The sequence below is a fragment of the Streptacidiphilus jeojiensis genome, from assembly GCF_042510965.1.
In the GTDB taxonomy this organism is placed as follows: Bacteria; Actinomycetota; Actinomycetes; order Streptomycetales; family Streptomycetaceae; genus Streptacidiphilus; species Streptacidiphilus jeojiensis.
Genome location: NZ_JBEUKS010000003.1, coordinates 145754 through 170827, shown reverse-complemented (window position 1 = coordinate 170827; position 25074 = coordinate 145754). Strand labels below are relative to the sequence as shown.

Annotated in this window: 23 protein-coding genes; 16 read left to right on the top strand and 7 right to left on the bottom strand. The window is 72.1% G+C overall.

Annotation, left to right across the window (positions count from 1 at the left end; all coding sequences use genetic code 11):
* The first annotated feature begins 63 nt into the window (after positions 1-63).
* From ABUW04_RS09800 to sigJ, 4 genes are all read left to right on the top strand, one after another.
* A complete protein-coding gene (locus ABUW04_RS09800) occupies positions 64-537 on the top strand; it encodes a carboxymuconolactone decarboxylase family protein (protein ID WP_380564095.1) in 474 nt (157 codons plus the stop codon).
* 525 nt (positions 538-1062) lie between these two features.
* The gene (locus ABUW04_RS09795) at positions 1063-1707 is read left to right on the top strand and encodes a transglycosylase SLT domain-containing protein (RefSeq protein ID WP_380564093.1); all 645 of its coding nucleotides are present in this window, start codon (positions 1063-1065) and stop codon (positions 1705-1707) included.
* 165 nt (positions 1708-1872) lie between these two features.
* Positions 1873-4443 carry a DUF3616 domain-containing protein gene (locus ABUW04_RS09790; RefSeq protein WP_380564091.1) on the top strand — a complete coding sequence of 857 codons (2571 nt, stop codon included), beginning with the start codon at positions 1873-1875 and terminating at the stop codon, positions 4441-4443.
* A 134-nt stretch (positions 4444-4577) separates the two neighbouring features.
* Positions 4578-5537, top strand: coding sequence for an RNA polymerase sigma factor SigJ (gene sigJ, locus ABUW04_RS09785; RefSeq protein ID WP_380564090.1), 960 nt, complete (start codon positions 4578-4580; stop codon positions 5535-5537).
* Positions 5538-5566: 29 nt separating this feature from the next.
* On the opposite strand, the gene ABUW04_RS09780 is transcribed toward sigJ, so the two are convergent.
* On the bottom strand, positions 5567-6082 hold the full coding sequence (locus tag ABUW04_RS09780) for a putative immunity protein (protein ID WP_030255084.1): 516 nt from the start codon (positions 6080-6082) through the stop codon (positions 5567-5569).
* A 387-nt stretch (positions 6083-6469) separates the two neighbouring features.
* On the opposite strand from ABUW04_RS09780, the gene ABUW04_RS09775 reads away from it, so the two are divergent.
* The 7 genes from ABUW04_RS09775 (at position 6470) to pcp (ending at position 16127) form a co-directional block, all read left to right on the top strand.
* A complete protein-coding gene (locus ABUW04_RS09775) occupies positions 6470-8257 on the top strand; it encodes an ABC transporter ATP-binding protein (RefSeq protein ID WP_380564545.1) in 1788 nt (595 codons plus the stop codon).
* Positions 8258-8463: 206 nt separating this feature from the next.
* A complete protein-coding gene (locus ABUW04_RS09770) occupies positions 8464-9228 on the top strand; it encodes an IclR family transcriptional regulator (protein ID WP_030255087.1) in 765 nt (254 codons plus the stop codon).
* Positions 9229-9466: 238 nt separating this feature from the next.
* Positions 9467-10177, top strand: a complete 711-nt coding sequence (locus ABUW04_RS09765; protein ID WP_380564088.1) for an MIP/aquaporin family protein — start codon at positions 9467-9469, stop codon at positions 10175-10177.
* A gap of 74 nt (positions 10178-10251) precedes the next feature.
* Complete coding sequence (glpK, locus tag ABUW04_RS09760; protein WP_030255090.1) at positions 10252-11784, top strand: glycerol kinase GlpK; 1533 nt, start codon at positions 10252-10254, stop codon at positions 11782-11784.
* Positions 11785-11926: 142 nt separating this feature from the next.
* Positions 11927-13510: a glycerol-3-phosphate dehydrogenase/oxidase gene (locus tag ABUW04_RS09755; protein WP_030255093.1), complete on the top strand. Its 1584-nt coding sequence runs from the start codon at positions 11927-11929 to the stop codon at positions 13508-13510.
* A 265-nt stretch (positions 13511-13775) separates the two neighbouring features.
* Positions 13776-15452: a molybdopterin-dependent oxidoreductase gene (locus ABUW04_RS09750; RefSeq protein WP_380564086.1), complete on the top strand. Its 1677-nt coding sequence runs from the start codon at positions 13776-13778 to the stop codon at positions 15450-15452.
* Between the two features lie 81 nt (positions 15453-15533).
* Positions 15534-16127 carry a pyroglutamyl-peptidase I gene (gene pcp / locus ABUW04_RS09745; RefSeq protein WP_380564084.1) on the top strand — a complete coding sequence of 198 codons (594 nt, stop codon included), beginning with the start codon at positions 15534-15536 and terminating at the stop codon, positions 16125-16127.
* Positions 16128-16141: 14 nt separating this feature from the next.
* Here pcp and ABUW04_RS09740 read toward each other — a convergent pair whose 3' ends face one another.
* From ABUW04_RS09740 to ABUW04_RS09730, 3 genes are all read right to left on the bottom strand, one after another.
* Positions 16142-16657, bottom strand: coding sequence for a GyrI-like domain-containing protein (locus ABUW04_RS09740; RefSeq protein ID WP_380564083.1), 516 nt, complete (start codon positions 16655-16657; stop codon positions 16142-16144).
* Positions 16654-17217: an isochorismatase family protein gene (locus ABUW04_RS09735; protein WP_380564081.1), complete on the bottom strand. Its 564-nt coding sequence runs from the start codon at positions 17215-17217 to the stop codon at positions 16654-16656. Before ABUW04_RS09735 ends, ABUW04_RS09740 begins: the two co-directional genes overlap by 4 nt.
* 80 nt (positions 17218-17297) lie before the next feature.
* Positions 17298-17909 carry an ABATE domain-containing protein gene (locus ABUW04_RS09730; protein WP_030255106.1) on the bottom strand — a complete coding sequence of 204 codons (612 nt, stop codon included), beginning with the start codon at positions 17907-17909 and terminating at the stop codon, positions 17298-17300.
* A 79-nt stretch (positions 17910-17988) separates the two neighbouring features.
* On the opposite strand from ABUW04_RS09730, the gene ABUW04_RS09725 reads away from it, so the two are divergent.
* Positions 17989-18762, top strand: coding sequence for an MBL fold metallo-hydrolase (locus ABUW04_RS09725; protein ID WP_380564079.1), 774 nt, complete (start codon positions 17989-17991; stop codon positions 18760-18762).
* Here the strand turns inward: ABUW04_RS09725 and ABUW04_RS09720 are convergent.
* Both ABUW04_RS09720 and ABUW04_RS09715 read right to left on the bottom strand, forming a co-directional pair.
* Positions 18750-20207, bottom strand: a complete 1458-nt coding sequence (locus ABUW04_RS09720; RefSeq protein WP_380564078.1) for a sensor histidine kinase — start codon at positions 20205-20207, stop codon at positions 18750-18752. The two genes, ABUW04_RS09725 and ABUW04_RS09720, sit on opposite strands and share 13 nt — an antisense overlap.
* On the bottom strand, positions 20204-20941 hold the full coding sequence (locus ABUW04_RS09715) for a response regulator transcription factor (protein ID WP_030255114.1): 738 nt from the start codon (positions 20939-20941) through the stop codon (positions 20204-20206). The genes ABUW04_RS09720 and ABUW04_RS09715 overlap by 4 nt, the downstream gene beginning before the upstream one ends.
* A 195-nt stretch (positions 20942-21136) precedes the next feature.
* Between ABUW04_RS09715 and ABUW04_RS09710 the strand changes: the two genes are divergently transcribed.
* Positions 21137-22534 carry a ferredoxin reductase family protein gene (locus tag ABUW04_RS09710; protein WP_380564076.1) on the top strand — a complete coding sequence of 466 codons (1398 nt, stop codon included), beginning with the start codon at positions 21137-21139 and terminating at the stop codon, positions 22532-22534.
* A gap of 43 nt (positions 22535-22577) precedes the next feature.
* Complete coding sequence (locus tag ABUW04_RS09705; RefSeq protein ID WP_030255119.1) at positions 22578-23081, top strand: FMN-binding protein; 504 nt, start codon at positions 22578-22580, stop codon at positions 23079-23081.
* Between the two features lie 61 nt (positions 23082-23142).
* Here the strand turns inward: ABUW04_RS09705 and ABUW04_RS09700 are convergent, their stop codons facing one another.
* Entirely contained in the window at positions 23143-23844 is a 702-nt protein-coding gene (locus tag ABUW04_RS09700) for an SDR family oxidoreductase (protein ID WP_380564074.1), read from the bottom strand.
* A gap of 106 nt (positions 23845-23950) precedes the next feature.
* On the opposite strand from ABUW04_RS09700, the gene ABUW04_RS09695 reads away from it, so the two are divergent.
* Together ABUW04_RS09695 and ABUW04_RS09690 are read left to right on the top strand one after the other, a co-directional pair.
* Positions 23951-24535: a TetR/AcrR family transcriptional regulator gene (locus tag ABUW04_RS09695; protein ID WP_030255123.1), complete on the top strand. Its 585-nt coding sequence runs from the start codon at positions 23951-23953 to the stop codon at positions 24533-24535.
* 61 nt (positions 24536-24596) lie between these two features.
* Positions 24597-25064, top strand: a complete 468-nt coding sequence (locus tag ABUW04_RS09690) for a GNAT family N-acetyltransferase (RefSeq protein WP_380564073.1) — start codon at positions 24597-24599, stop codon at positions 25062-25064.
* The last annotated feature ends 10 nt before the right edge of the window (positions 25065-25074 follow it).

Here is a 25074-nt window from a genome sequence, read left to right as displayed (position 1 = left end):
CGGCCGGGCTGTCCTGTCGAAAGGGTGTAGCCAACGCAGAGCAAAGCAGAGGAGTTCGCCACCATGGACGCTCGACTGAACCTGTTCGCCAACCCCGTCGGAGCCCAGGCCCTGAAGTACATCAACTCGGCAGGGAAGGTGATCGCCGACTCGCCGCTGCCGACCTCCACCCAGGAGCTGGTGAAGCTGCGCGCCAGCCAGATCAACGGCTGCGGCTTCTGCACCGACATGCACACCAAGGAGGCGGAGCACGCCGGGGAGACCTCGCAGCGCCTCAACCTGGTCGCGGCCTGGCGCGAGGCCACGGTCTTCACCGACGCCGAGCGCGCCGCGCTGGAGCTGACGGAACAGGGCACCCGGATCGCCGACGCCGCCGGCGGCGTCACCGACGACGCCTGGGCCAACGCCGCCAAGCACTACGACGAGGACCAGCTGACCGCACTGGTGTCGCTGATCGCCCTGATCAACGCCTACAACCGGGTGAACGTCATCGTCCGGCAGCCGGCCGGCGACTACCAGGTCGGCATGTTCGGCTGACCCGCGCCCGCACCCGCACCGGACCCGCTCGCCCCCACCGCGATCGGGTCCCGCCGCGCCCGCCCAGCGACCGGGCGCGGCACCCGGGCTACTGCCCGGCGGGCTGCTGGGCCGGCGCTCTTTCCGGTACAGCCGGGCCGTCTCCGGGCACCAGGGTGTGACCAAGCCCTCAGTCGCCTCCGTGAGCCACCCCACACCGCCGCCGTGCAGCCCTTGCGGCGCCAGGGGTGGCACCGGAAGGTCCCGGCGTGGCGGGCCGAAGGTCCCTGTTGCCGCCGCCGGTCGGATGTGACCTTGGAAGAGAGGAAACGGGCGCTTCCGTCGCCCGTGATGAGAGCCCGGCCGGTTCCCGGCCGCCGCGTCGGCCGTGAGCCGCGCTGCCAAGCCCGTCCGAGGGCGGCTCTCCGGCGCCGGCTGAGCCCCTTCCGCCTCCTGCAGCAGTGTGCGTGCACCACGCCGTCCCGATTCCGGGGCCGGCCATGCCTGCTGCCCGGTGCCGCTCCCCCGTCCGAGCATTGGAGCGACATGCCCTCCCACGTCCGCCTGTCCGCCCGACCGACCGCTGGCCTCGCCGCATACCTCGTGCTCGCCACCACCGCCACTCTCGGCACGGTCGTGGCCGGCAGCGGTCAAGCCGTGGCTGCCGGTACCGCCACCGGCGGCAAGCAGACGGCCCAGCACGGCACCCCGGCCACGAGCGGGTCCAAGGCTGCGACCAGCACGGCGGCCAAGACCCAGTCCAAGGCCGCGGCCAAGCCGGCGAGCAAGGCTGCGGCCAAGACGGCTGCCAAGCCCGCCGCCAAGGCCGCGACCAGCACGGCCTCGAAGACGGTCAGCTACCCGGACACCCTGGACGGCTGGATCGCCGAGGCCCGTGCCGTGCTCGCCGCCAACGGCGACCACGTCCCCTCCGCCGAGTCGATCAAGGCCCGGGCCATGACCGAGTCCTCCGGCAACCCGGACGCCGAGAACCACTGGGACTCCAACGAGAGCCTGTACGGCGGCACTTACGGCCTGCTGCAGACCATCAAGCCGACCTTCGCGCAGTGGGCGCTCCCGGGCCACACCGACATCATGGACCCGGTCGACTCGATCATCTCCGGGGTCCGCTACGCCAACGACCGCTACGGCAGCTTCGAGACCATCGCCTACACCAAGGCCGGATACTGACCATCCGCCAGTTCACGGGCGGCGCACAGCAAATTTCAAGATCCACTCTGTGCGCCGGAGTGACGTACTGCCGACGCGTCAGGTTCATGGGAATGTCACTCCGCGTGGACAGGGTAACGGCGTTCACCGCCCCCCACCCTGCCCGCTGAAAGGCACCCTGCCCCCATGAGTGGCAAGCTTCCGCACGTCTCCGCCCGGCCGGCCACTGCCCCGGCGCCCGCCTCCGCCCGGCTCAACCGCCGGATCCTGGCCGGGGGCGCCGTCGCCGGCGCGCTCGTGCTCGGCGCGATCGTCGTGCCCGCCGTCGCCAACGCGACCACCAGCACCACCTTCGCCGCCGGCGACCTGGTCGTCTACCGCGTCGGCGACGGCAGCACCTCGCTGAGCGACAACGCCGCGCCGGTCTTCCTGGACGAGTACTCCCCCGCCGGCGCGCTGGTGCAGTCCATCGCCCTGCCGAAGAGCGACAGCGGCAGCAGCCACGAACTGACGGCCTCGGGCAGCGCCGCCTCGGAGGGCGAGATCACCCTCTCCGCCGACGGCCGCTACCTCATGGCCCCCGGCTACCACAAGGCAGTGGGCACGGACAGCGTCGCCACCACCGACGACGTCACCGTCGCCCGGGTCGGCGCCGACGGCGGTGTCGACACCTCCACCGTGCTCAACGAGTTCGCCGACGACAACAACGTCCGCGGCGTGGCCAGCACCGACGGGACCAGCATCTGGGTCTCCGGCGCCGCCGGCGGCATCGGCTACAGCACCCTGGGGTCCAGCAGCTTCACCCAGTTGACGGACGAGAACCTGCGCGAGGTCCAGGTCGTCGGCGGACAGCTGTACGCCTCCTCCAGCAAGGACGGCATCGGCGTCTCCACCGTGGGCAGCAGCACCCCGACCACGGCCGGCCAGTCGCTGACCAACCTCCCCGGCAGCCCGGAGAGCAGCGGCGACCCGTACAACTACGTGCTGCTCAACCTCTCCGGCGGCACGAGCCCGGACACCATGTACGTCTCGGACAACAGCGCCGGCAAGATCTACAAGTTCAGCCTGGTCAGCGGTGTCTGGACGGCCGAGGGCAGCAAGAGCCTGTCCAATGTCGTGGACCTCACCGGCTCGGTGGTCAACGGGCAGGCGGTGCTCTACGCGACGGGCAGCGGTTCCTCCGGGACCAGCGGCACGCTGTCCAAGGTCGTCGACTCCAAGGGCGCGGGCGTCTCCATGTCCGGAACGGTGACGACCCTGGCCAGCGCCGCCTCCAAGGAGGCCTTCCGCGGCGTCGCCTTCGCCCCGGGCACCAGCACCGGCAGCACGGCCAGCGCCTCCGCGACCGCCTCCGCCTCGGCGAGCGCGAGCGCGTCCGCGTCCGCCAGTGCCTCCGCCTCCGCGAGCGCCAGCACCTCCCCCAGCGCCAGCGCCAGCGCCTCGGCCTCCGCCAGCGCCTCGGCCACGCCCACCGGCAGCAAGACCCCGACGATCAGCCTCAGCACCGCCACCCTGCTGGGCGCCGTCAGCAACACCAGGAACCCGACCGTGACCGTCACCGTCGGCGACGCCTACTACGGCGCGAGCGCGGTCACGCTGACCGCCAAGTCCTCCAGCACCAGCGTGGTCCCGACCGCCAACATGGTCTTCTCCGGCAGCGGCGCGACCCGCACTCTGACCGTCACCCCGGCCAAGGCCGGCTACGCCACCATCACCGTCACGGCCACCGCCACCGACGGCAGCACCAAGACGGCCACGCTGGCCTACGCCGCCTCCATCGCCGACTCGGCCGACCCGGCCGCCGACTACTACTCCGGCATCGGCAACGCCTCGGCGATGATCGACGTCGGCGGCGGCTACTACGTCGTCGGCGACGACGAGACCGACGTCCTCTACCTGTACCAGCAGGGCGTCACCGCGCCGGTGAAGACCTACGACTTCACCTCACAGTTCCCCAACGGCGACACCGAGATCGACATCGAGGCCGCGGCCAAGGTCGGCAACCGGATCTACTGGACCGGATCGATGAGCAACAAGGACAGCGGCGACCTGGCCCCGGCCCGCAGCACCGTCTTCGCCACCGACATCACCGGCTCGGGCGCATCCACCGCGCTCAGCTACGTCGGCGCCTACAGCGGCCTTCGCACCGACATGATCAACTGGGACGCCGACAACGGCAAGACGCTGGGCCTGGCGGCCTCCGCGGCCGACGGCGTCGGCGGGCACACCACCTCCTCCTTCAACGTCGAGGGCCTGGAGTTCGCCCCCGGCTCCACCAGCACCGCCTACTTCGCCTTCCGCGCCCCGCTGGAGAGCACCTCGGCCCGCACCAAGGCCCTGGTCGTCCCGGTCACCAACCTGGACCAGTTGGTCACCGGCGCGGCGACCACCGCCACCTTCGGCAGCGCCGTCCAGATGGACCTGGGCGGCCTGGGCATCCGCGACATCCGCAAGAACGCCGACAACCAGTACGTGATCCTGGCCGGCACCGCCAACGGCGACAACGACGAAGCCGCGCTCTACTCCTGGGACGGCGTCGCCGCCGACGCCCCGGTCAAGGACACGGTCACCCTGCCGACGCCCGAGGGCGCCTGGGAGGGCATCGGCGCCGTCCCGGACCCGCTGGCCGCCGGCAGCTCGCTCTACCTGATCCAGGACGACGGCGACACCGCCTGGTACAACGACGGCGACACCTCCAAGTCCGGACTGACCGCGCAGTACATGAAGTTCCTGGGCGATACCGTCACCTGGAAGTAGTCCCGCACCGCGACGGCAACGGAACGCCCCGGACACCGCCCGGGGCGTTCCGGCGTCCGCGCCTGCCTCACACTTCGGTGTGCTGTTCCGTCGAACCGGTGAGCACTGCCGAGACCGAGGGAGTCCAGGAGACGATGAGCACGCCATCCGAGCCGCAGGAGCACGGGACCGATCCGGGCCTGGACGCGATCATGAGCGAGCGGCGCCGACTGATCGGCATGGCCTACCGGCTGCTCGGCTCGCTGGCCGACGCCGAGGACGTCGTGCAGGAGACCTACGCCCGCTGGTACGCGATGTCCCCCGAGCGGCAGGAGGAGATCCGCACCCCCGCCGCCTGGCTGACCACGGTCGCCGGCCGGATCTGCCTGGACCTGCTCGGCTCGGCGCGGGCCAGGCGGGAGAGGTACGTGGGCGAGTGGATTCCGGAGCCGCTGCCCGGCGGCCCGGAGTGGATCAGCGGCTGGTCCGGCGGCGGCACCGCCGCCGACCCGGCCGACCGGGTCACCCTGGACGAGTCGATCAGCATGGCCTTCCTGGTCGTGCTGGAGTCGATGACCCCGGCCGAACGCGTCGCCCTGGTCCTGCACGACGTGTTCCGCTACTCCTTCGCCGAGGTCGCCGAGATCGTCGGCCGCTCTCCGGCGGCCTGCCGCCAGTTGGCCTCCTCGGCCCGCCGCCGCATCCGCGATTCCCGTGGCCCTCTCACCGCCCCGGCACCCGCCCCGGCCCGACAGGCGGACCTGGTACGGGACTTCAAACAGGCCTGGCAGGCCAAGGACGTCAACGCCCTGATCGGCCTGCTCGACCCCCAGGCCGTCGCCACCAGCGACGGCGGCGGCCTGGCCACGGCCAGTCCGCACCCGATCGAGGGCGCAGAGCAGATCGCCCGCTTCTTCGTGGACCTGTCCGCCCGCGCCGAGCGGGAGTCCGGGCTCTCCCTCGCGGTGCGCACGGTCAATGGCCGGCCCGGTCTGGTGGCCCATCAGGACGGCGCCACGGTGGCCGTGTTGGCGTTCGAGATCGCGGGCGACCGGATCCGACGCATCTGGGGCGTCCGCAACCCCGAGAAGCTCCGCCACTGGCCGGCCGACTGAGGCTCAGACCGTCACTCCCGTCACTCCCGTCAACAGTCGAAGACCGACCAGCAGATCTCGTTGCGCAACCGCTGGTCGTCCAGGACGAGTTCGCGAATCGCCTCCGGGAGCTGCTCGCGCTGCCAACGGCATTCGAGCCCGCCGGCCCTCTCGCCCTCCCCTGCGGGGGCCGCCGCACGCACGGCCTTGATCGCGTAGGCTGCGGCGCCGAGCTCGTGCGCGGCGACATGCGCCACCACCGCCGCCTGGCCGGCAGCGAAGGCGGCGTGGCGCGCTGCTCCGCCCAACTCTCTTGCCGCAGCCATGGCATGGCCACCCGCCGCGCGGGACTGCGACATCCTGATCTCGCCGCGGGCCCATGCCCGAACCTGCTCGATCGCCTCGCGGGGCCGAGGGTCCGCGGGCTGCACCGACTCGAAGAGGTGCAGGACGTGCTCCGCACACCTGGCGGCCCACAGGGCCAGGAGCTGATGGTCGGAGTCCGTCAGCGTCCCGCCACGGCGGATGGTGGTGAAGCGGGGGTCGCGAACTCTAGGGAGGATCATGGCGTTCCAGGGGATCGGCTGCGCGCGCAGGACGACGGCGTACCAGGCAGGGTGCTCAGAGGGGGTCACGGTCTTGTACTCAAGGTAGGTGCTCAGGCCGGCGGAACGCACGGCGGCCCACGGGCCGGACGGCGACGGCGAGGACGCCGACACCCCCGAGCGGGCGGGAAGCGAGAGCTAAAACGCTTGGACTGGCCGGGCGCCGTCGCGGGAGACTGCGGTTCCGGCCCCCGTAGCCGCGCCGGTGCGCGGCCATGACTTCGTGCGAGGGCTTCACAGGCATGCCCTGCTGCCCGGAGCGGCACCCGCGGGGCCGCCGCTCGACACCTCGGGGGGAGTGGGATGGAATCGCCCGTAGCGCGCGACGACTCGCCGCGCAGGGGCTCGATGCTCCTCGCATTCAAGTACTACGGACGGGAGTTGGCCCGCAGGCGGTGGATCACGGCGCCGGCGATGCTGCTGCCGGCGCTGGGCAACATCGGCATCAACTACATCGCGCCGCTGGTCGTCGCCAAACTGGTGGCCCGTATCGCCGGCGACCAGGCGATCAGCGTGGGCTCCACGCTGCCCTATGTGCTCGCCTTCGGCGGCGTCCTGTTACTCGGGGAGACGCTGTGGCGGTTCGGGATGCACTTCATCAACCGCCTGGACGCCCTGGGCATCGAGCACCTGTACGTGATCGGCATGGACGAGCTGTTCGCCAAGGACGCCGCGTTCTTCCACGAGAACTTCGCCGGCTCGCTGACCAAGCGGATCCTGAGCTTCGCCTCCCGTTTCGAGGAGTTCGTCGACACGATGACCTTCTCGGTCCTGGGCAGCCTGGTCCCGCTGCTGTTCGGGTCGGTGGTGCTGTGGCAGTACCAGCCGCTGCTGGTGGTCGGCCTGCTGGCGATGATCGCGGTGACGGGGCTGTGCGCGCTCCCGCTGATCCGGCGCCGCCAGGCCCTGGTGGACCAGCGCGAGGAGGCGATCGCCCGGGTCTCGGGCCATGTCGCCGACAGCCTGATGAACATGGACACGGTCCGGGCCTTCGCCGCCGAGGAGCACGAGGCCGCCGAGCACCGGTCCCGGGTGGCGCAGTCGCGGCGGCTGTCGCTGCGGTCCTGGGACTACGGCAATCTGCGCATCGACACGCTGGTCGCGCCGATGTCGGTGCTGACCAACGCGCTGGGCCTGCTGCTGGCGGTCGCGCTCGCCGGACACGGCCGCGGGGTGGAGTCGGTCGTGGTCGCCTTCACCTACTACAGCAACGCGACCCGGATCATGTTCGAGTTCAACCAGATCTACCGCCGGCTGGAGAGCTCGATGACCGAGGCCGCGCAGTTCACCGAGCTGCTGCTGACGGCGCCGACCGTGCTCGACCCGCCCTCCCCGCAGCCGCTGCGCTCCGGCGGCGGGAGCGGCGGTACCGGCGCCGACGTCCGCTTCGAGCGGGTGACCTTCTCCCACGCCGGCGCCGAGCCGCTGTTCGAGGAGCTGGACCTGGCCGTGCCCGCCGGCTCGCGGATCGGCCTGGTCGGCCGCTCGGGCGGCGGCAAGACCACGCTCACCCGGCTGCTGCTGCGGATGACCGACATCGACACCGGCCGGATCCTGATCGGGGGTCAGGACATCAGCCGGCTGCGCCAGGCCGATCTGCGCAGCCTGATCGCCTACGTCCCGCAGGAGCCGGCGATGTTCCACCGCACCCTGCGGGACAACATCGCCTTCGCCCGCCCGGAGGCCACCGATGCGGAGATCCGCCGCGCGGCGGAGGCGGCGCATGTCACCGAGTTCGCCGACGCGCTGCCGGAGGGCTTCGGGACCATGGTCGGCGAACGCGGCGTCAAGCTGTCCGGCGGACAGCGCCAGCGGGTCGCCCTGGCCCGGGCGATCCTGCGGGACGCGCCGATCCTGCTGCTCGACGAGGCGACCAGCGCGCTGGACTCGGAGAGCGAGATCCTGGTCCAGGAGGCGCTGTGGCGGCTGATGGAGGGGCGCACCGCGCTGGTGGTGGCGCACCGGCTGAGCACGGTGGCCACCATGGACCGGCTGGTGGTGCTGGACCGGGGACGGATCGTCGAGCAGGGTACGCACCAGGAGCTGCTGGAGGCGGACGGCGCCTACGCCAAGCTGTGGCAGCACCAGTCCGGGGGCTTCCTGAGCGACACCCCGGTCCAGGCCGACCTGCGCTGAGCCCGCCGGCCGGGGCGGGCCTGGCGGGGAGCCGGCGCGGTTGGTTTGCGGCCTCCTGGGGCCGATGTCCCGGTCCTCGGCCACCCGGTTCGCCGGGTCGATATGGAGTAGCGGCCGTGGGAGTGGCACACTCTGGGAAGAAGAGTTAGCGGTCGACATAACCAATAGGCGTTCTGCATTGTCGACCGCATCCGAGCGGAGGTGTGATGCCCGGCCCGATCCAGTCGCTCGAGCGCGCGGCGGCCATTCTGCGGCTGCTCGCCGGGGGCGAGCGCCGACTCGGCCTGTCCGAGGTGTCAGCCTCCCTGGGCCTGGCCAAGGGCACCGCGCACGGAATCCTGCGCACCCTCCAGCAGGAGGGCTTCGTCGAGCAGGACCCGGAGAGCGGCAAGTACCAGCTCGGCGCGGAACTGCTGCGGCTGGGCCAGAGCTATCTGGATGTGCACGAATTGCGGGCCCGCGCCCTGGTCTGGGCCGATGACCTGGCCCGGGCCAGCGGTGAGACGGTCTACCTGGGAGTGCTGCACCAGCACGGGGTGCTGATCGTCCATCACGTCTTCCGGCCCGACGACAGCCGTCAGGTGCTGGAGGTCGGCAGCATGCAGCCGCTGCACAGCACCGCGCTGGGCAAGGTGCTGCTGGCGCACGACCCGGTGGCCCGCGGCGAGCTCGACGACTACCCGCCCGAGAGCTTCACCTCGCGGACCCTGGTCGACCTCGCCGCCATCGACGAGGAGTGCGCGCTGACCCGCGAGCGCGGCTGGAGCGCGGCGGTCGAGGAGACCTGGGCGGGCGTGGCCTCGATCGGCGCGCTGATCCAGGACCGCCGCCGCAATCCTGTGGGTGCGGTGTGCATCAGCGGCGCGGTCGAGCGGGTGTGCGAGGCCGGCGTGGTCCGGCCGGAACTGGTCGTTGCGGTGCGCGAGGCGGCCCGGGCGATCTCCCGTGACCTGGGCGCGGCCCGGTTCTGAGGCCGCGGGATCCAGCGGAACCCGATGCCCTGAGGGCAGGACGGGTTGGCCTGCGCGTGGGCAATTTGTCCCGGTTTATTGGTGTCTAGCAGGCTTTTTCGCCTATGGGTGATGGTCTTGACGTAAGCCCGGACAGAGGGAAAACTGCCGCATGGCGGTCGACAATGTCGAACATTGTTCACGGCAGCCGCACCACAGGCCCTCTCCCACCCACAGGGGCACGGACAAAGGAGTCGTTGTGTCCAACGGCCACATCTTCGTAGGCGAGCTCATCGGCACCGCCCTGCTGATCCTGCTCGGCGGCGGCGTCTGCGCCGCCGTGACGCTCAAGAGATCCAAGGCGTTCGGCGCCGGCTGGGTCGCCATCGCCTTCGGCTGGGGATTCGCCGTGATGATCGCGGCGTACGTCTCGATCCACCTCTCCGGCGCGCACCTCAACCCCGCGGTCACCCTGGCCATCGCCGTCAAGAGCGGCGCATGGAGCCAGGTCCCGGTCTACCTCGCCGGGCAGATCCTCGGCGCCATGCTCGGCGCCTTCCTGGTCTGGCTGACCTACCTGGGCCAGTTCCAGGCCAACGAGGAGCCCACCCTGGGCATCTTCTCCACCGGCCCGGAGATCCGTAACCCGATCCAGAACCTGGTCACCGAGATCATCGGCACACTGGTGCTCTGCATCCTGATCCTCACCGAGGGACTGACCCCGGGTCTCGGCCTGTCCGGCATGGGCGTACTGATCACCGCCCTCGGCGTGGTCGGCATCGGCTTCTCGCTCGGCGGCCCCACCGGCTACGCCATCAACCCGGTCCGCGACCTCGGCCCGCGCATCGTCCACTCCCTGCTGCCGATACCCAACAAGGGCGGCTCCGACTGGGGCTACGCCTGGATACCGGTGGCCGGCCCGCTGATCGGCGGAGCGCTCGCGGGCCTGCTCTACAACGTCGCCTTCTGACCCTGCCGCACCCACGCCGTACCCCTGCCGCACCCCGTCCGCTCCCCACCCGCCCCGACCCAGAGGACCAAGCCGTGACCACACTGTCCAATGGCGGCCAGTACATCGCCGCGATCGACCAGGGCACCACCTCCAGCCGCTGCATCATCTTCGGCGCGGACGGCCGCATCGTCGCCGTCGACCAGCAGGAGCACAGCCAGATCTTCCCCCAGCCCGGCTGGGTGGAGCACGACGGCGCCGAGATCTGGACCCGGGTCCAGTCCGTGGTCGCCGGCGCGCTGGAGAAGGCCGACCTGACCAAGGCGGACATCCGCGCCATCGGGATCACCAACCAGCGCGAGACCACCATCCTGTGGGACCGCCACACCGGCGAACCCGTCCACAACGCCCTGGTGTGGCAGGACACCCGCACCGAGGCGCTGTGCAAGGAACTGGGCCGCAACGTCGGCCAGGACCGCTTCCGCCGCGAGACCGGACTCCCGCTGGCCAGCTACTTCGCCGGCCCGAAGATCCGCTGGCTGCTGGACAACGTGGACGGGCTGCGCGAGCGCGCCGAGGCCGGCGACATCCTCTTCGGCACCATGGACAGCTGGGTCATCTGGAACCTGACCGGCGGCGTCAACGGCGGCGTGCACGTCACCGACGTCACCAACGCCTCGCGCACCATGCTGATGAACCTGGCCACCCTGGAGTGGGACGCCAAGATCCTGGAGTCGATGGGCGTCCCGGCATCGGTGCTGCCGGAGATCCGCTCCTCCGCCGAGGTCTACGGCCACGCGGTCGGCGTGCTGGAGGGCGTCCCGGTCGCGTCCGCACTGGGCGACCAGCAGGCCGCGCTGTTCGGACAGACCTGCTTCGACAAGGGCGAGGCCAAGAGCACCTACGGCACCGGCACCTTCCTGCTGCTCAACACCGGCGAGAAGGCCGTCAACTCCTACCACGGGCTGCTGACCACGGTCGGCTACCGGATCGGCAACGAGAAGCCGGTCTACGCCCTGGAGGGCTCGATCGCGGTCACCGGCTCGCTGGTGCAGTGGTTCCGCGACCAGCTCGGCATCATCTCCACCGCCGCCGAGATCGAGACCCTGGCCAACACCGTCCAGGACAACGGCGGCGCCTACATCGTCCCGGCCTTCTCCGGCCTGTTCGCACCGTACTGGCGCTCCGACGCCCGCGGCGTCATCACCGGCCTGACCCGCTACGTCACCAAGGGCCACCTGGCCCGCGCCGTGCTGGAGGCCACCGCCTGGCAGACCCGCGAGGTCGTCGACGCCATGGCCAAGGACTCCGGCGTCACGCTCACCGCGCTCAAGGTCGACGGCGGCATGACCAGCAACAACCTGCTGATGCAGAACATCGCCGACGTCCTGGACGCCCCGGTCGAGCGGCCCTTCGTGGCCGAGACCACCGCCCTGGGCGCCGCCTACGCGGCCGGCCTGGCCGTCGGCTTCTGGCCGGACCTGGACACCCTGCGGGCCAACTGGCACCGCGCCGCCGAGTGGACCCCGCGCATGGACGAGGCCACCCGCGACCGCGAGTACAAGAACTGGCTCAAGGCCGTGGAACGCACCATGGGCTGGATCGAGGAGGACCAGCCCTCGGCGTAACAGCACCGGTACGGGGTGGGACGGCCCCACACCCACGGGCGCCGTCCCACCCCGTACCGACGGAGCACCACTTCTGAGACACCCTTCCTTGAGAGGAGCACGGCAGGCCCCGCGCCAACCCGCGGCCCCGCCGGACCAGCTGATGAACACCATCCCGACCCTGGGCGCCAACCACTCCGCCAGCCGCGCGCAGTCGCGGCACCTGCTCAGCAGCGCCACCTACGACCTGCTGGTCATCGGCGGCGGCATTCTCGGTACGGCGGTCGCCTGGACCGCCGCCCAGTCCGGGCTGAAGGTCGCCATGGTCGACGCCGGCGACTTCGCCGGGGCCACCTCCAGCGCCTCCTCCAAGCTGGTCCACGGCGGGCTGCGCTACCTGCAGACCGGTGCGGTGAAGCTGGTCGCGGAGAACCACAAGGAGCGCCGGGCCCTGGCCACCGACGTCGCCCCGCACCTGGTCAACCCGCTCACCTTCTTCGTGCCGGTCTACAAGGGCGGCCCGCACAGCGCCCCCAAGCTCGGCGCCGGCGTCTTCCTCTACTCGGCGCTCTCCGCGTTCCGCGACGGCATGGGCCGCGTCTCCACCCCCGCGCACGCCCTGCAGCAGGTCCCCGCGCTGAAGGCGGAGGGGCTGCGCTCGGTGGCCGTCTACGGCGACCACCAGATGAACGACTCCCGGGTCGCGGTGATGACCGTGCGCGCCGCGGTCGACTCCGGCGCCGTGGTGCTCAACCACGCCGAGGTCACCGGGCTGCGCTTCACCGGCGGCCGGGTCACCGGCGCCGACCTGCGGGACCGCCTGGACGGCAGCGAGTTCGGCGTCAACGCCCGCCTGGTGCTCAACGCCACCGGCCCCTGGGTAGACCACCTGCGCACCATGGAGGACGCCGGCTCCGCGCCCAGCATCCGGCTGTCCAAGGGCGCCCACGTGGTGGTCAAGCGCCGCGCCCCCTGGCACGCCGCGCTGACCATACCCATCGACAAGTACCGGGTCTCCTTCGCCATCCCCTGGGAGGACCACGTCCTGCTGGGCACCACCGACGAGGAGTACACCGGCGACCCGGCCGACGTGCGGGCCACCGACGCCGACATCGACCAGATCCTGGGCGAGGCCGGACACGCGATCAGGGACGAGCACCTGGACCGCGACCTGATCACCTACTCCTTCGCGGGCCTGCGGGTGCTGCCCGGCGGCCCCGGGCAGACCGCGGCGGCCAAGCGGGAGACCGTGGTCACCGAGGGCCGCGGCGGCATGCTGTCGGTGGCCGGCGGCAAGTGGACCACCTACCGCCACATCGGCCGGGTGGTGCTGGACAAGCTGGCGCACGTCTCCGGCACCGGTCTGGCCGAGGACATCTCGGCGATCCCGCGCACCGTGCCGCTGCCCGGCGTCGCCAGCCCCAACGCGGTCGCGCACCGGCTGCTGGTCGACCGCGAGCCGGGCACCAGGATCGACCCGCTGGTGGCCCGCAACCTGGCCACCCACTACGGCACGCTGTCCTTCGAGATCGCCCAACTGATCGCCGACAACCCCGAACTGGGCCGCCCCATCCACCCCGACGGCCCCGACGTCTGGGCCCAGGTCGCCTACGCGGCCGCCCACGAGTGGGCACAGACCCCCGACGACGTGCTGCGCCGGCGCACCACCATGGTCGTGCGCGGCCTGGACACCCCCGAGGTCCGCGCCGAGGTGGAGGCCTACCTGGCCGCGCACCACGTGGACTGACGGGGCCTCTGGTCCGGGCGGCTGGACCGGCCTCCTGCGCGGGAGGGGAGCAGCAGGAGGCGAACGGGCGGGTGACGTACAGTCACCCGCCCGTTCCGCATGGCGGCCGCCCGCCTGACCGTACGTCACCACCGGTCCGTAGGACTTCCGTAAGCAGCTCCAGCCCCTCAAAGGGCCCTCCGACGCAGTGTCATGGATACGCGCACCAGACACAGCCGGACCGGCAGGACGCACCCGTCCCGCCATGCATCGGAGATGTGAGCGGATGACCTACACAACCAGAGCGTCCCACGGGGCCCACAGCGCCAGGCGGACACCACGCCCCGCCGGCCCGCAGCGCGGCGGCCGCTGGCTGCGGGCCCTGTTCGGCGCGCTCAGCGGGCTGGTGGCCGCCTTCGCCTCGCTGGCGGTCGCCGAACTGGCGGCGGTGGCCGTGCGTCCGCAGGCCAGCCCGGTGACGGCGGTGGGCGAGTCGGTCATCGACCGGACGCCCGGGGCGCTGAAGGACTACGCGGTCCGCAACTTCGGGACCAACGACAAGCTGATGCTGCAGCTGGGCATCCTGGTCCTGCTGGCGCTGTTCGCGCTGGGGCTCGGGCTGCTGGCGCTGCGGTGGCGCCGGGTCGGCTCGGCCGGCGTGCTCGCCTTCGGCCTGCTCGGAGCGGTCTCGGCGATGTCGCGCCCCGACGCGCAGCACTATGACGCGCTGCCCTCGGTGGTCGGCGCCGTCGTCGGCGCGGCCGTGCTGTACCTGCTCGCCGGACGGCTGGCCGCGCGGCCCGCCGCGCCCTGGCAGGACGACGCGCTGGGCGAGCCACCGCTGGGAGGCGGGAGCCCGGCCGCGGACACCACCTTCGACCGCCGCGGCTTCGTGGTGCTGGCGCTGTCCGCCTCGGCAGTGTCCGCCGGGGCCGGACTGCTGGGCAGCAAGCTGAACGCCGCGGGCTCCGAGCAGGCCGCCGCCTCACGCGCCGCGGTCAGCATCCCCACCCCGCGCGCCACGACCAGCGCGGCGCCGGTGGGCGTGGACCTCAAGGTCCCCGGGCTCAGCCCCTTCATCACCCCCAACCCGTCCTTCTACCGGGTCGACACCGCCCTGGTGGTCCCGACCGTGGACGCCAACACCTGGCAACTGCGGATCCACGGGACCGGCGTCACCAAGGAACTGACCATCGGCTACAAGGAGTTGGTGGCCCGCGGCGTCATCGACCGCGACATCACCGTGATGTGCGTCTCCGACGAGGTCGGCGGCTCCTACATCGGCAACGCCCGGTGGACCGGCGTACCGCTGGCGCCGCTGCTGCGGCAGGCCGGGGTCGTGCCCCCGTCCAAGGGGGGACCGGCCGACCAGCTCGTCGCCCGCTCGGTGGACGGCATGACCATCGGCACCCCGGTGGAGGCGGTGATGGACGGCCGTGACGCCATGCTCGCCGTCGGGATGAACGGCGAACCGCTGCCCTTCGCCCACGGCTTCCCGGTCCGCATGGTCGTCCCGGGCCTGTACGGCTACGTCTCGGCCTGCAAGTGGGTGACCGACCTGGAGCTGGCCAAGTTCACCGACTTCGACGCCTACTGGTCCAAGCGCGGCTGGTCCGCGCAGGCCCCGATCAAGACCGAGTCGCGCATCGACACCCCCAAGAGCTCCGGCAAGCTCACCGCCGGGAAGGTGGCGGTGGCCGGCGTCGCCTGGGCCCAGCACAAGGGCATCGCCAAGGTGGAGGTTCGCGTGGACGGCGGCGCCTGGCACACCGCCGACCTGGCTGCCCAGGACACCATCGACACCTGGCGCCAGTGGGTCTGGCAGTGGCCGGCCACCTCCGGCTCGCACCGTCTGGAGGTGCGTGCTACCGACCGCACCGGCTACGTCCAGACCGAGCAGAAGGCCGTACCCCGGCCCAACGGCGCGACCGGGTTCCACAGCGTGACCGTCAAGGTCGCCTGAGCCGACAGGCAGTGGCAATGGCAATGGGTACGAATCATCCGTATGATCCCGGCACCCAGCCTCGCGCCCTGAAAGGCCCTCATGACCCGCATCCTGCTCACCGGTTTCGAGCCCTTCGGCGGCGAGGACATCAATCCCTCGTGGGCCGCCGTCAGCCTGCTCGCCGACGACCCCGGTGTCACCGCCGTACTGCTCGACTGCACCTTCGACTCCGCAGCCAAGCAACTGCTGGCAGCGGTTGAGCGCACCGATCCGGACCTGGTCGTGTGTGTCGGGCAGGCCGGCGGCACGGTCGGCATCGAGCTGGAGCGGGTCGCGGTCAACCTCGACGACGCACGGATTCCGGACAACGCGGGCCGGCAGCCGGTCGACGAGCCGATCGAACCCTCGGGCCCGGCGGCCTACTTCAGCTCACTGCCGGTCAAGGAGTGCGTCGCGGCGGTGCGCGCGGCAGGGCTGCCGGCCTCCGTCTCCAACAGCGCCGGTACGTACGTCTGCAACCACATCGCCTACACGCTCGCGCACCTGATCGCCACCGAACGCCCCACCCTGCGCGGCGGCTTCGTCCACGTGCCGTACGCCCCGCAGCAGGTCCCCGCCGGCAACCAGCCGTCCATGGCAGTGGCCGACGCCGCCAACGGCCTGCGCGCCGTGGTCGCGGCCGCGCTGGCCTGACCGCAGCGCCGGCGCTAGCCGTCGGCCAGGCGGAAGAACAGGTCGGTCTCCCATTTGGTGGTGTCGGGCTGTTCTCGGGGGTCGGTTCGGTAGCTTTCCAGCCGGCAGCCCCACCGCTCGCCTTCCTCGCCCGGAGTCGTGTCCCAGCGCAGGCCGGCTGCGGCCGCCCAGTCCAGCAGGAGGGCGTTGGCGCCGACGAGTTGGTCGGGGCTGCCGACGTGGGTGAAGGTGGCGTAGCGGCCTGCGGGCAGCACGCCCGGCAGCAGGTCGCCGGAGGCCGGTACCGGTTCGGCGACCGGGACGCCGGCCTCGATCTCCAGTTCCCCCTCCATGTCGATCACGTTGTACTTGAGGAACGGTGGTCCAGCGGGGGCGATGCCGAGGGCGCCCAGCCGGGCGAAGACCTCCGGGATGCGGTGCGCGATGGTCCCGACGTTCGCCATGGTGACGGTGGAGCGGACGGCGGCGTAGGGCTGGGCCGGGCGTTCGACGATTCTCGGCGGCTCATGCGCCGCGGGCGTGGTGGTCATGACGCCGTGCCGGCGAAGTCGACGTCCTTGGCCACGACGGTGCCGGCGGTGCGGCCCGGAGCCTCGTGGTGGGTCCAGTAGAGGTTGGTGTGGGCGATGACCAGTTCCGGCGGCGGCGCGCCCCACTCGGTCTGGTCCTCGGTCGTGTGCGCGTCGCTGACCAGGGTGGCGTCGTAGCCCCGGACGATGGCGCCGTGCAGGGTCGAGCGGATGCACTCGTCGGTCTGCGCGCCGACCACGATCAGCCGGCCGATGCCCCGTTCGGACAGCACGCTCTCCAGGGTGGTCTCCTCGAAGGAGTCGGCGTAGTACTTCTCGACCTTCGGCTCGGCCTCGTCCGGGGTCAGTTCGGCGACGATCCGCCACGGGTCGCTGCCCCGCGTCAGCCGCTCGTCGGTCTGTTGGACCCAGACCACCGGTACTTGCTCGCGCCGTGCCTTGTCGACCAGCGCGCCGATGTTGGCGACCACGGCGTCGCGCTCGTAGTTGCCCTGGAGGACGCCGCTCTGCACGTCGATGACGACAAGCGCGGTGTTCGGCCGGTTCTCCAGTGTGGTCATGGTGGTGTCCCCCTGCTCTCGGCTGCACCTGCTCGGGTTTCGACCACCCTAGACCGGGCCACTGACAACGGGCGGCAGTCTCAGGGCGTGGCGGTGCGCCGGGCGTAGGCGCGGGCCGCGCGGGCGCGGTCGCCGCAGCGGACCGAGCACCAGTGGCGGCGGCCGTGGGTGCGCAGCAGGTAGCGCCGGCAGGGGGGCGAGCCGCAGGCGGCGAGCAGGTCGGCGTCGGGGCTGGTGAGCAGGTCGGCCGCGTCGGCGGCGAGGACTGCCAGGGCGTGGTCGGCGACCTGGTCGGCCGGGTGGGCCTGGGCGCGGTGCAGGCCCTGGGTCCGGTCCCAGGCCAGCAGCGAGGCGGCGGGGGCGCGGGTCAATGCGTCATTGACGGCGCGCAGTGCCTCCGGCGGCGCCGGGAGTGCGTCGATCCGGGTCGCGATCAGTGCTCCCACCTGCTCGCGGAGGTCGCGCAGCCGCCGCGCGCAGACCTCCTGCAGCCTGGCGTCGTCCGAGGCGAGTCCGCGTTCGATCAGCCACCGGGTGGCGGCTTCGGGTGTGCCGAGCAGGTCCAGGGACCGGCCGCCGGGCAGCGCCAGGTCGCTGTTGGCGAAGTCCAGGGCGAGGTAGCGGTCGGCCCCCGGTGCGGGCGGCACGGACCGGTCGGATGGTGCGGCCTCGTTCTCCGTCATGGATCTCATGTTAAACCTTGCGCTCCTCCGTGAGAATCGGTTAGCTTCATCTCACGGAAATCAGAGCCTTCAACCGTGAGGAAATGTCATGGGCGACACCCGTACGACCGGTGAACAGATCCCCGTCAGCGTCTTCGGAGGCCCCACCGCCCTCATCGAGTACGGCGGGCTCAGGCTGCTCACCGACCCGGCCTTCGACGCCCCGGGCGAGTACCGCCGGCCCGGCGGCGGCCCCGGCCTGACCAAGACCGCGCCGGCCGCCATCGACCCGGCCGACCTGGGCCCCCTCGACGCGGTGCTGCTCTCCCACGACGAGCACCCCGACAACCTCGACCGCTCCGGCCGGGCCCTGCTCGCCGACGTCCCGCTGGTGCTGACCACCCGCAGCGGCGCGGGCCGCCTCGGCGGCACCGCCCGCGGTCTCGCCCCCTGGGAGTCGGTGGAACTCCCCCGCCCCGACGGCGGCACCCTCACCGTCACGGCCACGCCCGCCCAGCACGGACCGGAGGGCTGCGAGCCGATCAGCGGCGAGGTCGTCGGCTTCGTGCTGACGTCGGCCGACCTGCCCAGTGTCTACGTCAGCGGTGACAACGCGTCACTCGCCCTGGTGCAGGAGATCGCCGGGCGCTTCGGGCCGGTGGACACCGCCGTCCTGTTCGCCGGGGCCGCCCGTACCGTGCTGTTCGACGGCGCGCTGCTGACCCTGGACAGCGTCCAGGCGGCCGAGGCCGCCGGCATCCTCGGCGCACGTCGGGTGGTACCGGTGCACTTCGACAGCTGGGCCCACTTCACCGAGGGCCGGGACGAGTTGGTCAAGGCGTTCACCGCCGCCGGGCTGCTGGACCGCGTTCAGCTGGGCTGACCCTCCGGCAGGTCCAGGCGGAACTCGGTGCACCCCGGACGGCTGCTCACGGTCAGGCTCCCGTGGTGCGCCGAGACCACCGCCTGCGCGATGGCCAGGCCCAGGCCGCTGCCGCCGTCGGTCCTGGACCGGCCGCCGCCGCCGCGGGTGAAGCGCTCGAACAGGGTCGGCTGCAGCGACTCGGGGATGCCGGGTCCGTCGTCGGCCACCGTCAGCCGGACCCGCTCCGGAGTACGGGACAGCCGCACCCGCACGGTGCTGCCGGCCGGGGTGTGTTGGCGGGCGTTGGACAGCAGGTTGCCCACCGCCTGGTGCAGCCGGTCCCGGTCGCCGGTGACCAGCACCGGGGTCTCCGGCAGGTCCAGCACCCACTGCTGCCCCGGCCCGGCGACCTGGGCGTCGGACACCGCGTCGATCACCAGCAGGGTCAGGTCCAGCTCAGCGCGGGCCAGCGGCCGTCCCGCGTCCAGCCGGGCCAGCAGCAGCAGGTCGTCGACGATCGCGCCCATCCGCACCGACTCCGCCTGGATCCGGGTCAGCGCCCGGGCCACCTCGGGCGCCTGCGGCTGCGGGTGCAGCCGTGCCAGTTCCGCGTGGCCGCGGATGGCGGCCAGCGGCGTCCGCAGCTCGTGCCCGGCGTCGGCGGCGAAACTGCGCAGCCGCTCCTCTGAGGAGTGCCGGCTGGCCAGCGCGGTCTCGACATGGCCAAGCATCCGGTTGAACGCGGCGCCCACCTGCCCCACCTCGGTGCCCGGATCGTTGTCCGGGAGGCGCTGCGGCAGTGCCACCGCGCCGCTCTCCAGCGGGAGTTCGGTGACCCGCACCGCCGTCGCGGCGACCCGGTCCAGCGGACGCAGCGACAGCCGCACCCACAGCGCTCCGGCGATGCCGGTCGCTCCCAGCGCGATGGCGAAGACCGTCACCTCGACCATCTCCAGCCGGTGCACCGCCCCTTCCACGCCCGCCAGCGGCATCCCGGTGATCAGGATGTCGTTGTCCCGGCCGGCCACCGCCCTGGCCCGGTAGTAGCCGTCGGCGTGCAGGTCCAGGTCGTGGATGCTGCCGTCGACCGGCAGCGCTCGGACCGCGGCCAGTTCGGCGGCGGACAGGGTGACCGCGTCGGCGCTGGCGTCGGCGTCGTCCGCGTCGCCGTCGACGATGGCGGCCTGGGTCAGCTTCCCGCCCGCCAGCCGGGCCCCGAAGGTGCCCACCGACTGGGCCCGGGTGTCCCCCGCCATCCCGCCGGCGTCGGGATGCTCCAGGCTCTGCGCGTAGCGGACCCCGGACTGCAGCAGCTGGTCGTCCACCTTGGAGACCAGGAAGCTGTGCAGCGCCAGCGCGGTGGCGATCCCGACCGCGGCGCAGGCCAGCGCGAGCAGCACCAGCAGTCCGCTGATCAGCCGGGCCCGCAGCGACCGCGGCAGCCGGCCCCGGACCCAGCTCACCTGGGCTCCCGCAGCACGTAGCCGACGCCGCGCACGGTGTGGATCAGCGGCGCGTGCCCGCTGTCCACCTTCTTGCGCAGATAGCTGATGTAGAGCTCCACCACGTGCGCCTGGCCGCCGAAGTCGTAGGACCAGACCGCCTCCAGGATCTGCGCCTTGCTCAGCACCCGGCGCGGATTGGCCAGCAGGTACCGCAGCAGCTCGAACTCGGTCCGGCTCAGCTCCACCGGCGCGCCCGCGCGCCGGACCTCCCGCGTGCCCTCGAACAGCTCCAGGTCCGCCAGGGCCAGCCGCTCGCCCCGGTCGCTCTCCGACCACGGGTCGGTGCCGGCCCGGCGCAGCAGCCCGCGCAGCCGGGCGACGACCTCCTCCAGGCTGAACGGCTTGGTGACGTAGTCGTCCCCGCCCGCGGTGATACCGGCGATCCGGTCGTCCACCGCGTCCCTGGCTGTGAGGAACAGCACGCAGACCCCGGGGGCCTCGGCGCGCATCCGCCGCAGCACCTCCAGACCGTCGAAGTCCGGCAGCATCACGTCCAGCACCACGGCGTCCGGGCGGAACGCCCCGGCCACCGCGACGGCCTCGGCGCCGTCGGCGGCGGTCCTGACCTCCCAGCCGTCGTAGACCAGGGCCTGGGCCACCACCTCGGTCAGATCCGGCTCGTCGTCGACCACCAGCGCACGCGGGGGTCCGGCAGGTCCGACCTGGGGACGGCGGGCGGAATCAGGAGACATAGCATCACATGATGCACCCCCGCGGGATGCAGCCGCGGCCGCCGACGCTCCTGTGGATTGCCTGTGACCTGCGGCGGAGACCGGAAGTTTCAGAGGGAACTCAGAAGGACCGGTGTCAGGGTGAGGTACCGCGCCCCACCGGGCGGCAGTACCGACCATCAGTACCCGGCAGACCAGTACCGGCAGAGGAGACCCATGACGAGCACCGTCGGAGCGCACCGCAGCGCCGACGCGCGCCGCGGATCGCCCGCGTCCCCGCGCGGCGACCGGGCCGCGCTGCTGGCGCCCGCGCTGCTGGCCGCCATCGGCCTGGGAGCGCTGGTCGTGGTGTTCCTGTGGTGGAGCAACACCGCCTCGGTGGTCTCCCCCGCCGCCTGGATCACCAACGCCGGACGGCTCTGCGGCCTGCTCGCCGGGTACGCGGCCCCGGTGCTGGTGGTGCTGATGGCGCGAATACCGCTGCTCGACCGGACCCTGGGCAGCGACCGGCTGGCCCGCTGGCACGCGATGGGCGGCCGCTACATGGTGGGCCTGGTCGTCGCCCACGTACTGCTGATCATCTGGGGCTACGCACTGACCGACCACAACGGGCTGGTCCACCAGACCGCCCAACTGGTCTTCCACTACCCGGACATGCTGAAGGCCACCATCGGCACCCTGCTGCTGCTGGGCGTCGGCGCCGTCTCGGCCCGGGCCGCCCGGCGCAGGCTCAGCTACGAGACCTGGTACTACCTGCACCTGGCCACCTATGTGGCCATCTTCCTGACCTTCTTCCACCAGCTGGCCAACGGCGCCGAGTTCGTGCTGTCGACCAAGGCCAAGGTGGCCTGGTACGGCCTCTACCTCGGCGCGGCGGCACTGATCCTGTGGTTCCGCTTCGCCGTCCCCACCCTGCTGGCGTTCCGGCACCGGCTGCGGGTCGCCGAGGTCCGCCCGGAGGCCCCGGGGGTGCACTCGGTCTTCATCACCGGGCGCCGCCTGGACGAGCTGGCCCGGGCCACCCGGTCCGGCCAGTTCTTCCGCTGGCGCTTCGCGCAGCGCGGGCTGCTGCTGGCCGGCAACCCCTACTCGCTGTCCGCGCCGCCCAACCCCGACTACCTACGGATCACGGTCAAGGACCTGGGCGGCCACAGCGCGGCCCTGGCCCGGCTGCGCCCCGGCACCCGGGTCTTCGCCGAGGGGCCGTACGGCGCCTTCACCGCGGAGCGGCGCCCCGGACGCCGGGGCAAGGTGCTGCTGCTGGCGGCCGGGGTGGGGATCACCCCGCTGCGGGCCCTGTTCGAGTCCCTCCCGGCCCGGCGCGGCGAACTGACCCTGGTCTACCGGGCCAGCCGGGAGGACGACCTGGTCTTCCGCGCCGAACTGGAGTCCATCGCCAGGGCGCGCGGCGCCAGGCTCCACTACCTGGTCGGCAGCCGCGCCGAGATCGGCGAGCCGCTGCAGGCCAGGACCCTGCTGGGGATGCTGCCGGACCTGCGCGAGCACGACGTGTTCCTGTGCGGCCCGGAGGGGATGACCCGCACCGCGCACGAGACCCTGGAGACGGCGGGCGTCCCGCGCGGCCGGATCCACCACGAGTCGTTCGAGTTCTGACCCCGCCGCACCGCCGCACCGAGCCACAGGAGGGACGTCCCGAATGCGTCGCACCGTACTGACCGCTGGAGGCACCGCCCTGGGCGTGGTGCTGCTCCTGGCCGCCAAGCCGCACCACACGGTGGCCGTAGCCGTCCCCGCGGTCACCGCTCCCGAGCAGGACTCCAGCGGCACGGGGTCCGGGACCGGCACCGGGGCCGGGTCCTCGTCGGGCTCGCCGTCCGGGTCCTCGCCGAGCGCCTCCTCGACCGGCGGCGCCGCCAAGAGCACCGGCGTGCGCACCATCACCGGCGGCTCGGTGGACACCCGTTGGGGCCCGGTCCAGGTCAAGGTCACCTTCAACGGCTCGAAGATCACGGCGATCGACGTGGTCCAGGAGCCCGACGGCAACCCCCGCGACCAGGAGATCAACTCCCAGGCCATCCCGATCCTGACCCAGGAGGCGCTGGCCGCGCAGAGCGCCAACATCGACGCGGTCTCCGGCGCCAGCTACACCAGCGAGGGCTACATCGGTTCGCTGCAGAGCGCGCTCGACGCCGCCAAGTGAGCCGCGGCCGGGGTCCGGCCCCGGCCCCGGCCCACCACCCGGCTCGCCCCGCTCACCCGGCTCACCCCGCGAGCTGCGGGTACAGCGCGCCCAGGTCGCCGGACAGACCCCGCTTCACCTGCCGCGACACCTCGTCGACCAGCACCTCGGCGGCGTTGGCCTCGATGCCGTCCAGGGCCTGCCGGGCGACCTCGGCCGGCGCGGTCTTCGGGGCGTCGACGTGCGCGACCAGGTCGGTGTCGACGTAGCCGACGTGCAGGCCGGTCACCTGGATCCCGCGCGGCAGCAGATCCAGGCGCAGCGAGTTGGTCTGCGACCAGACGGCCGCCTTGGAGGCGCTGTAGGAGCCGGCCAGTGCCACCCACGACAGCACCGAGTGGACGTTCAGCAGGTGGCCGCCGCCGTTGCGCTCGATGATCGGCACGAAGGCGCGGGCGGTGAGCAGCGGGCCGTAGAAGTTGGTCTCGAACTCGGTGCGGACGTCGTCGACCGGGGAGTCCAGGAAGGACGCGTTCACCGCCCGACCGGCGTTGTTGATCAGGATGGTGACGTCCTGGGCCTGTACGGCGGCGGCCGCCACCGAGGCGGGGTCGGTCACCTCCAGGGCCAGCGGGACGGCGTCGGAGTTGCGGACGGTGGAGGCGTCGCGGGCGGTGGCGTAGACCTTCTTGGCGCCGCGTGCGTACAGCTCCTCGACCAGTGCCTTGCCGATGCCCCGGCTTCCGCCGGTGACGAGCACGGTCGCGCCTGAGATCGCAGTCATGGGTGTTCTCCCTGGATGAGTCCGCCGGCCGTTGGAAACCGATCGGTTTTCATCAACGTACACCGATCGGTTTCCTCTTGTCACCACCCGGCGTACCCTCGTACCCATGACCACGTCCGCGCCCCGCACACCCGCCCGCCCCACGCCCCGCGAGCGCCTGCTCGACGCCGCCGCCGGGCTCTTCTACCGCGACGGCGTGAACATCGGCGTCGATGCCCTGTGCAAGGCCGCCGGCGTCTCCAAGCGCTCCATGTACCAGCTGTTCGGGAGCAAGGACGAGGTGCTCGCGGCGAGCCTGGAACGCAGCGGACCCGGCTACCAGGCCCTGCTGCTCCCGCCCGCGGACGACTCCCGGCCGCCCCGGGCACAGGTCCTGCACGTGTTCGAGCGGCTGGACCAGCTCTCGGCGGGCCCCGAGTACCAGGGCTGCCCGTTCGTCTCCACCGCGACCGAGCTCAAGGACCCGGACCATCCCGCCAGCGTGGTCGCCCGCGGCTTCAAGCAGCAGCTCACCGCCTTCTTCCACGCCCAGGCCGCCCGCGCCGGCGCGTCCGACCCGGAGACCCTGGCCCGCCAGCTGACCATCGTCTTCGACGGCGCCGGCGCCCGCACCGTGGTCCAGGGCCATCCCCTGGACGGCCTGGCCACCGCGACGGCGACCGTGCTGCTGGACGCGGCCGGGGTGGTCTGACGGCAGGTCAGAACCGGGGCGGGCGCCGACGGGGCACGAGCCGTCGGGCAGGATGGCCGCCATGCACGCACAGATCGAGCCCGCCCGGGTCACCGACATCCTGCAGGTCCTCGCCGACCACCCCCGCTACTGGGGCGAGCGCGACCTACGCCCGCTGCACCAGCTGGCGCTGGTGCAGGAGTTCGGCTCGACCTGCCTGGTCGCCCGCGCCGAGGACGGGATCCGGGGCTACCTGATCGGCTTCGTCACCCCAGCCGGCGTCGGCTACGTGCACCTGATCGCCACCCGCGACGACACCCGCGGCAGCGGGCTCGGACGGAGCCTGTACGCCGCGTTCGCCGACGCGGCGCAGCGCCAGGGCGCCGACCGGCTGAAGGCCATCACCTCGGTCGCCAACACCGGCTCGATCGCCTTCCACCGCACGCTCGGCTTCGACGCACGCGTCGAGGAGGACTACAACGGCCCTGGCCGGACCATGGTCGTCTTCACCCGAGCACTGCCGTTCGAGGGGCCCCTCGGGAACTGCTAATCTCTGCGCA

What these genes read in the sequence shown, in the direction of transcription:
- ABUW04_RS09800 (WP_380564095.1), top strand. Translation starts at nt 64, where the DNA reads ATGGACGCTCGACTGAACCTGTTCGCCAACCCCGTCGGAGCCCAGGCC.
- ABUW04_RS09795 (WP_380564093.1), top strand. Translation starts at nt 1,063, where the DNA reads ATGCCCTCCCACGTCCGCCTGTCCGCCCGACCGACCGCTGGCCTCGCC.
- ABUW04_RS09790 (WP_380564091.1), top strand. Translation starts at nt 1,873, where the DNA reads ATGAGTGGCAAGCTTCCGCACGTCTCCGCCCGGCCGGCCACTGCCCCG.
- sigJ (WP_380564090.1), top strand. Translation starts at nt 4,578, where the DNA reads ATGAGCACGCCATCCGAGCCGCAGGAGCACGGGACCGATCCGGGCCTG.
- ABUW04_RS09780 (WP_030255084.1), bottom strand. Translation starts at nt 6,082, where the DNA reads ATGATCCTCCCTAGAGTTCGCGACCCCCGCTTCACCACCATCCGCCGT.
- ABUW04_RS09775 (WP_380564545.1), top strand. Translation starts at nt 6,470, where the DNA reads ATGCTCCTCGCATTCAAGTACTACGGACGGGAGTTGGCCCGCAGGCGG.
- ABUW04_RS09770 (WP_030255087.1), top strand. Translation starts at nt 8,464, where the DNA reads ATGCCCGGCCCGATCCAGTCGCTCGAGCGCGCGGCGGCCATTCTGCGG.
- ABUW04_RS09755 (WP_030255093.1), top strand. Translation starts at nt 11,927, where the DNA reads ATGAACACCATCCCGACCCTGGGCGCCAACCACTCCGCCAGCCGCGCG.
- ABUW04_RS09750 (WP_380564086.1), top strand. Translation starts at nt 13,776, where the DNA reads ATGACCTACACAACCAGAGCGTCCCACGGGGCCCACAGCGCCAGGCGG.
- pcp (WP_380564084.1), top strand. Translation starts at nt 15,534, where the DNA reads ATGACCCGCATCCTGCTCACCGGTTTCGAGCCCTTCGGCGGCGAGGAC.
- ABUW04_RS09740 (WP_380564083.1), bottom strand. Translation starts at nt 16,657, where the DNA reads ATGACCACCACGCCCGCGGCGCATGAGCCGCCGAGAATCGTCGAACGC.
- ABUW04_RS09735 (WP_380564081.1), bottom strand. Translation starts at nt 17,217, where the DNA reads ATGACCACACTGGAGAACCGGCCGAACACCGCGCTTGTCGTCATCGAC.
- ABUW04_RS09730 (WP_030255106.1), bottom strand. Translation starts at nt 17,909, where the DNA reads ATGAGATCCATGACGGAGAACGAGGCCGCACCATCCGACCGGTCCGTG.
- ABUW04_RS09725 (WP_380564079.1), top strand. Translation starts at nt 17,989, where the DNA reads ATGGGCGACACCCGTACGACCGGTGAACAGATCCCCGTCAGCGTCTTC.
- ABUW04_RS09715 (WP_030255114.1), bottom strand. Translation starts at nt 20,941, where the DNA reads ATGTCTCCTGATTCCGCCCGCCGTCCCCAGGTCGGACCTGCCGGACCC.
- ABUW04_RS09710 (WP_380564076.1), top strand. Translation starts at nt 21,137, where the DNA reads ATGACGAGCACCGTCGGAGCGCACCGCAGCGCCGACGCGCGCCGCGGA.
- ABUW04_RS09705 (WP_030255119.1), top strand. Translation starts at nt 22,578, where the DNA reads ATGCGTCGCACCGTACTGACCGCTGGAGGCACCGCCCTGGGCGTGGTG.
- ABUW04_RS09700 (WP_380564074.1), bottom strand. Translation starts at nt 23,844, where the DNA reads ATGACTGCGATCTCAGGCGCGACCGTGCTCGTCACCGGCGGAAGCCGG.
- ABUW04_RS09695 (WP_030255123.1), top strand. Translation starts at nt 23,951, where the DNA reads ATGACCACGTCCGCGCCCCGCACACCCGCCCGCCCCACGCCCCGCGAG.
- ABUW04_RS09690 (WP_380564073.1), top strand. Translation starts at nt 24,597, where the DNA reads ATGCACGCACAGATCGAGCCCGCCCGGGTCACCGACATCCTGCAGGTC.